Annotated in this window: 8 protein-coding genes; all 8 read right to left on the bottom strand. The window is 31.5% G+C overall.

Annotation, left to right across the window (positions count from 1 at the left end; all coding sequences use genetic code 11):
- Nucleotides 1-173: 173 nt before the first annotated feature.
- From ftsZ to murD, 8 genes are read right to left on the bottom strand one after another with little or no spacing between them, the layout of a single operon-like run.
- A complete protein-coding gene (ftsZ, locus tag E4100_RS06250) occupies nt 174-1,274 on the bottom strand; it encodes a cell division protein FtsZ (protein ID WP_135271172.1) in 1,101 nt (366 codons plus the stop codon).
- Between the two features lie 39 nt (nt 1,275-1,313).
- Nucleotides 1,314-1,649, bottom strand: coding sequence for a small basic family protein (locus tag E4100_RS06245; RefSeq protein WP_135271171.1), 336 nt, complete (start codon nt 1,647-1,649; stop codon nt 1,314-1,316).
- Nucleotides 1,650-1,662: 13 nt separating this feature from the next.
- A complete protein-coding gene (locus E4100_RS06240; RefSeq protein ID WP_135271170.1) occupies nt 1,663-2,379 on the bottom strand; it encodes a DUF881 domain-containing protein in 717 nt (238 codons plus the stop codon).
- A 16-nt stretch (nt 2,380-2,395) separates the two neighbouring features.
- Nucleotides 2,396-3,118 (bottom strand): DUF881 domain-containing protein, encoded by a 723-nt coding sequence (locus E4100_RS06235; protein WP_135271169.1) that lies wholly within the window; start codon nt 3,116-3,118, stop codon nt 2,396-2,398.
- Between the two features lie 13 nt (nt 3,119-3,131).
- Nucleotides 3,132-3,875, bottom strand: coding sequence for a cell division protein FtsQ/DivIB (locus E4100_RS06230; protein ID WP_135271168.1), 744 nt, complete (start codon nt 3,873-3,875; stop codon nt 3,132-3,134).
- Nucleotides 3,876-3,885: 10 nt separating this feature from the next.
- Nucleotides 3,886-4,992, bottom strand: coding sequence for an undecaprenyldiphospho-muramoylpentapeptide beta-N-acetylglucosaminyltransferase (murG, locus tag E4100_RS06225; protein ID WP_135271167.1), 1,107 nt, complete (start codon nt 4,990-4,992; stop codon nt 3,886-3,888).
- Nucleotides 4,976-6,115 carry a putative lipid II flippase FtsW gene (ftsW, locus tag E4100_RS06220; protein WP_135271166.1) on the bottom strand — a complete coding sequence of 380 codons (1,140 nt, stop codon included), beginning with the start codon at nt 6,113-6,115 and terminating at the stop codon, nt 4,976-4,978. The genes murG and ftsW overlap by 17 nt, the downstream gene beginning before the upstream one ends.
- Nucleotides 6,116-6,120: 5 nt before the next feature.
- Nucleotides 6,121-7,476, bottom strand: a complete 1,356-nt coding sequence (gene murD, locus E4100_RS06215; RefSeq protein ID WP_135271165.1) for a UDP-N-acetylmuramoyl-L-alanine--D-glutamate ligase — start codon at nt 7,474-7,476, stop codon at nt 6,121-6,123.
- Nucleotides 7,477-7,478 lie beyond the last annotated feature (2 nt).

Raw genomic sequence — 7,478 nt, 5'->3', positions numbered from 1 at the left:
CGGTTCTTGTTCATCGAGCCGGGATTTTGCCTCCGACTTCCTTCAGATTCCACCTCACGATGGACACCCTTGTCATTGGCTAATGGTTCCCACTACCAAGCCCATGGCGGACTTCCACCGCTAAGCTGTCTCCCATGCCGGGCACACGACTAAAACGTATCTTATGATACGTTTTATCTATTTTTATCTCTTCTTCTCAAAAAAATGGGAACATCTAAATCTTCAAAATTCAGTTCTTTGTTTTTTTTGTCATCTTCATTATTTCTATTAGAATTAAACAAATTACTTTCTTTAGAAATAGTTGATTTGTTCGTTATTCTCTCGTCTTGAAATCCAGTAGCTATTACAGTTATCTTGATTTCATCATTCATGCTTTCATCAATTCCCGCACCGAAAATAATATTTGCATCTGGATCTACTGCTTGTCTTATAATATCTGCAGCTTCATTAACTTCAAATATTCCTAAATCTTTACTTCCAGTTATATTTAGTAATACTGATTTAGCTCCTTCTATTGAGGTTTCCAATAAAGGACTGGTTATTGCTTGCTTTGCAGCTTCTTGTGCTCTATTGTCACCTTTAGCTACACCTATGCCCATATGTGCAATCCCTTTGTCATACATAATTGTCTTTACATCTGCAAAGTCAAGATTTATTAAATTTGGAACTGATATTAAATCAGATATTCCTTGTATTCCTTGTTTAAGAACTTCATCCGCCATCATAAAAGCATCTGCCATAGATGTTTTTTTATCTGATATTTGAAGTAATCTATCATTTGGTATCGTAACTAATGTGTCTACCATGTTTTTAAGATCTTCAATACCTTTTTCTGCCTGCAAGAGTCTTTTTTTTCCTTCAAAAGTAAATGGTTTTGTTACAACACCAACAGTTAGTATTCCTAGCTCTTTAGCTATTTCTGCAACAATTGGAGCAGCACCAGTCCCAGTTCCTCCTCCCATTCCAGCAGTAATAAATACCATATCTGCACCTTTTAAACACTCTAATATATCATTTCTATTTTCTTCTGCAGCTTTAGCTCCAATCTCAGGATTAGCTCCAGCACCAAGTCCTTTTGTGATCTTTTCTCCTAATTGGATTTTTATCTCAGCTCTTGATGAATACAGTGCTTGTTTATCTGTATTTAGTGCTATAAATTCAATTCCTCTAACCCCTGATTCAATCATTCTATTTACAGCATTATTTCCACCTCCACCAACACCTAAAACTTTAATCTTTGCAAATTGTTCTACATCAACATCAAAATCGAACATAAACTTTCCTCCATTCATATAGTGGTTATATTAATATCTTTATTTTTTCTTAGAAGTTATAATTCGCCTTATTTTAGCAAAATTGTCAAATAATCTATTGCCAAATGTAAATATTGCTGCATAGTATAGCGGAACCCCCAATCTATCGCCTATATATGCAAGAAAAGCTGCTAATAAAGCATTCCCAATAAATCCAGAAATAAATATAGTTGCATCAAATTTATCCTCTAAGTTTGCCCTAATTCCACCAAAAATAGAATCCATACACGCCAGTATTGCTACTGATACATACAAAGTGTAGGCTGAATTATAAGTAAATGGCAATAAAAATCCAATTAACACTCCAATAAGTATGCCTATTAATGCATATACCATCTTCCACTCTCCTTTATTGAACAGTCTTTGCATAAGAGTATGAGAAATCTCCACTATATGCTGGTATGACTAATTTATCTTTAGAATATGGCTGAATTCCTATACCATAAACTTTTGTGAGCATTTCTGCGTATGTCCCTGGTGCACTTATAGCAGCCATTAACAATTTAGGATCTCCAATTGCTGTTATTATAAATGGCGTTCCTAAGCTTCTTCCATTTACTCTTATAACAGGGCCAGCACATTTAATATCTGAAAAAGAAAGAACCCTTTCACCGTTAATGCTTATCGCTTCAGCTCCTGCTACTCTTAAATCATTCAATATATTTTGCATGTCTACATCATGTATTATACCATCATTAAAATCAAAGGACAATTCATCTGAATCTATATTATCAAACATAACGATTTCTATTCCCGGTCCTTCTACGGTCTTATATCCTGCTAGAAGCATATTTTTATCTCTTTCGTCCTCTAAAACAGAAATTATGTTGTCATCACTGTAATTAGAATCTTCTATTAGTGCTAAATAATTCTGTTTATCATCTATATTTAATTTTAAATCATCGATCTCAGTTTTCAGTGATTTTACCTCAATCTCGAGTCTCTGAATTGAACTAATAGTAACAGGCGTAACCATTTGAATGTTCATTTTAACTTGAGAGGCAAATAATATCCCTACTAAAGCACTAAATATTCCTATTGTCAATTTTGGGTTAAATTCTTTCATATTATCTCCCCATTACTTATTCTTCTTCTACTGGCTTTGCATATATGAATTCTTTAGCCTTTCTGTATCTTTCTATCTTTATATCTTGATTTTGTGTCAAATTTACTACATAATCGTAATTTCTTAATTGCCATACTATTCCCCATTTGATGTTTAATGCTGATTCCAATGTGTCTGGATCTCCAATTGCCTTTATTACAATTGGCGCACCTGTTGAAACTCCGTTAATTTCAATATGGTTTCCAGCCCTAACTATCTCAGTAAATGATGTATATCTCTGATCATTAATGCTAATCGCCTCTGCATCAGCAGCATTTAAAATACTAATAACTTGTAGCAACAAATCCAATTCATCAACAATACCATAACTGTCTGAAATTTGCGGATCTATTGGTGGATCATTGATTTCCAAAATAATCCCAGGTCCATGTACATCAGTGTATCCTGCTAACATCCTGTATTTCATGGCATCTTTATATAAATTCTCAGCGTAAGTATCATGAGAAATTCCTTCTTTTTCATATTGCTCAACTTTATTTTCTAATTCTTCAAGTTGTTTAGTCAATAAATCTTTTTCACTCTTTAATTTAGCCACTTCATTAGCTAATTCTTGAGCTCTCTGAGTTGGCAAAACTCCATTTCCAACAGTTTCATTTATAGTTTTAAATTGAACAGACAATATGAGCCCAAGTACCAACGAAACTCCAATAATTGCTAGTTTTTCTTTTTTTTTGTTCATTTTATATTGCTCCTTATTCATCATCTCTTACTAAGATTGGATACTCCCCTTTGTTCATAATTATCATTTTGGTAGGGATGTTCTTTTTTTCAATGTCATTAATTATTTCACCAAGTTCTAATAATTTATATTTTATATTATATAACGAACCAAACTCTACTGGTATATCCTCATCTAAAATAATTTTAATATTATTTTCATCAGTGAAGTCAAACGACTTTATCTTACTGACTACTTCGATGACTTTCTCGTCGTTAAATATATCAATAAATTCGCTATTAATATCTAATTTTTGCCCTTCTTTTATATCCTGGATTTTAAGGTTGCTTATCAAAGTCAATTCTCCTAATGGTTCTGTTCTTTTTTCTAGTAATATGCCATTAATGTCAAATACATAGTATTTCTCATTGAATATAACCTCAACATATGGTATTCTCTCATCAATCTTTATTCTAATAGTACTTGGAAAAACTTTATCAATATCTATTTCTTCGATATATCCTATTTCTCTTAATCTATCAGCTAAAGTAAATCTGTTAATCCTAAACAAATTGTCACCTTTTTTTATATCTGCTTTCTCAATTATCTGCGCCTCGGTTGTAATATTGTTCCCAGATATTTCTATTTTCCCTACATTGAATAAATCAATCCTTATAATTGCATTGTATATTATAACTATGACTATAAAAAGAAGAAAAATTCTTCTAAAAAATCTCTTTCTTCTTCTCTTTCTTTCCACTCTAGTCAGTTTATTCATAAGATCCCTACTATCTTAGATATTGTTTAAGCTCATCTACTATTATTTCTGTGGCATTTGTATTCATGATTTTTTTTGCATTATGTCCCATTTCTAAAAGCTTTTTCTTATCATTTATTAATTCATATATAGTTTTAGTTAATACTTCCCCATTAAGATCCTTTTCTTTAATTACCATACTTGCCCCTGCTTGTTCAAAAACTTGCGCATTATACTCTTGATGATTTTCTGCAGTATATGCTTTTGGTATCAAAATACTGGGTATTCCCAGAGCACTTATTTCAGCCAAAGTTATTGCACCAGCACTTGCGATAGCTAGTGTTGCAATATTCAGCACTTTTGGTAAGTCATATAAATATGGAAATATTTTGATATTCTCATGCAAATCTACACCTTTTTTTTCTAATGATTCTTTAAAACTATCATAATGTGATTTTCCAGTTATATGAATTAACTGAATATCGCTTAGTTCTGATATACTATCTATAAAAGACAACATCGCATCATTAAGACTGTTTTGACCTCCACTACCACCAAAAGATACTATAATTGGTTTATCACTATTAAGATCAAAAGCTTTATAAACAGCAACTTTATCCACAAGAAACAATTCTTTTCTAATAGGATTTCCTGTCAATATAGTTCTTTCTGGATATTTAAAATATTTTTTTGATTCATCAAATGTTATAAAAACTTTGCTTGCATATCTAGATAGAATTTTATTTGTGATGCCTGGAAAAGCATTTTGTTCATGAATACATATTGGAATTTTTTTTAGCTTCCCTACATACGATATGGGAAAGCAAACATACCCTCCAGTAGCTATAATTAACTTGGGATTTAATTCATTTATTATCTTTCTTGAATCGTTTAAACCAACTAAAAGTTCTTTTGCCGATTTAATTGATTCTTTGCTAAAGTTTCTAGGCATGCCCATGACTCTTACTTGTCTGTATGTGTATCCTTCTCTTATTGCTAACTCTTTTTCCATCCCATCAGGTGTCCCAACATAATATATATTTACTTTGTCTTTATATATTTCTTTAATTTCTTTTGCAATAGCTAAAGCTGGGTAAATATGTCCTCCTGTACCGCCACCACTAACTATTATGTTCATTCTTTTTACTCCCATCTGTTTTTGTATATCTTGATATATTTAATAAAATTCCAATACTTGCTAAATAAAATATTAAAGAAGTACCACCAGAACTTACAAATGGTAAATTAATCCCTGTTGGTGGTATGCTTGAAGTTACAACAGCTATATTCATTAATGACTGTATGGCTATTAATGAGGCAATACCACTTGCTAGAAAAAGAGCAAATTTATCATTAGAATTTCTTGCTACATGAAATGCTCTAAAAATAATTATTACATAAAGTGAGAGTATAAATGTAGTTCCAACAAGACCTAATTCCTCTCCAATTATAGAAAAAATAAAGTCATTATAAGCCTCTGGTATGTAAAAAAACTTTTGCTTGCTCTTTCCAAGCCCTACTCCAAATAATCCCCCTGATCCTAATGCATACAACGACTGTACTATCTGATATCCATCTCCTAATTTATCCGCAAATGGATCTCTAAAAGATTTTATCCTATCTAATCTATATTCGTTCCCTTCTGAATATACAGCTACTTTAAATAAAATAGCCGTTAATCCAGCAGATGCTATTAAAACATAATATGGCATCCCAGCAATAAAATACATGCTTAGCATTGTGCCTGCTACAGTTATAGATGTGCTTAAATCCTTTTGCAAGTACACTAATCCGGTGGATATGCCAATTAGTATAAATGCTGGAATTAATCCATCTTTAAGCTTTGAAACTTTATCTTTTTTATTTTCCAAAAATGCCGCATAGAATATAATACTTCCAAGCTTTATTGCATCTGATGGCATAAAAGTCGTAAAACCTAGGTTTATCCAACGTCTTGCACCTTTTAATTCCATTCCTAAAGGAGTAAATATCAGTAATCCCAGTATAATTGTAATTATGTATATGGCTGTTGCGTGTTTTTTCCATATGTGATAATCAATATTCATAAGTATTATCATAATAAACAAACCTAAAGCTGCCCAAACTATTTGTCTTTTAAAAAAAAATAATGGGTCTCCGAATTCTTGTAAAGCCTTAGGAGAACTTGCACTATATACCATTATTACACCAATGAAAACTAACATTATGGTTGAAATAAGAATATAGAAATCTGGTTCGTGTTTTAGCAATTTACTTTTCATAAAACTCACTCCATAATGTCATTTACAATTTTCTTAAAATGGTCTCCTCTTTCTTCATAGTTATTATACATATCCCAACTAGCACATGCTGGAGATAAAAGCACTTGATCATTAGGAGAACTCAGATTAGTTGCTATATCAACAGCTTCTCTCATATCATTAGCTATATAAACATTTAAAAAATTATTACTATATGCAGTATCTTTGATCTTTTCTTTTGTTTGTCCAAGTACAATCAATGCCTTACACTTATCTTTGAGTGCTTCTATCAGTCTAGTGTAATCAGCATTCTTGTCATAACCACCAGCAATCAAAATAATAGGTCCCTTAAGAGCTTCTATGGCCTTTATGCTAGAATCTACATTTGTTCCCTTTGAATCATTATAATATTCGACATCATTCTTCGTAGCAACAAATTCTATCCTATGAGCGACCCCTCTAAAAGAACTAAGTACGCTTTCTATCGAATCCTTAGATACTCCTAAATGCTTACATATAGCTAGTACTCCGCATATATTTTCCAAATTGTGCTTCCCTGGTAATTTGATTTTTTCTATATTGATTATTTCTTCTTGCAAATTTTCAGTTTTAAATACTATCTTCCCATCCTTGATAAAAATACCTTCATTCAAAGGATTTTTTACACTGAAATACATAAGTTTTGGTTTATTGTTTACATTTATCTTTCTCAATATTTCATCATCATAATTTAGAACAAGTAAATCATCTTCTTTTTGATTAGCAAATATTTTAAGTTTTGCTGCGATGTAGCTGTCCATAGAACCATGCCAATTCAAATGGTCCTCTGTAATATTTAGTATCAGTGCAGCTTTTGGTCTAAAATCGTTAGTATATTCTAATTGGAAACTACTCAGCTCAATGACAAAATTATCATCAAAAGAGCAATTTGTAAGTCTTTCTATCGTTGGCATCCCAATATTACCTAACGCTTCAACTTTAAATCCATCTTTTTTAAGAATTTCAGTTAATAAAACTGTTGATGTTGTCTTTCCATTTGTCCCAGTTATACCATATATGTTAGAACTCTTTCTGTAATGATAAGCCAATTCTATGTCAGATATTATTGGTATTAATGAAGATTTTGCTTTCACTATAACTTCGTGATAAGGTGGAAAACCTGGACTTGTTATTATTATATCCATATTACTAATTAATTTACTTTTTGAATCTACAATAACTACATCATAGATTCCAGCATTATTAAGTTTTCTTACAATATCAGGGTATGGCAAATCATCATAGACATAAATATTATTTGTCTTGGATTTTAAAAAATTTAATACAGAAATTCCTGTCATTCCTACACCTAGTACAAGCACATTTTTATTGTCTACTATCATTT

Origin of the sequence: Soehngenia longivitae (genome assembly GCF_004684055.1) — a bacterium.
Taxonomy (GTDB): domain Bacteria; phylum Bacillota; class Clostridia; order Tissierellales; family Tissierellaceae; genus Soehngenia; species Soehngenia longivitae.
This window is presented reverse-complemented; position numbering and strand designations above follow the sequence as displayed.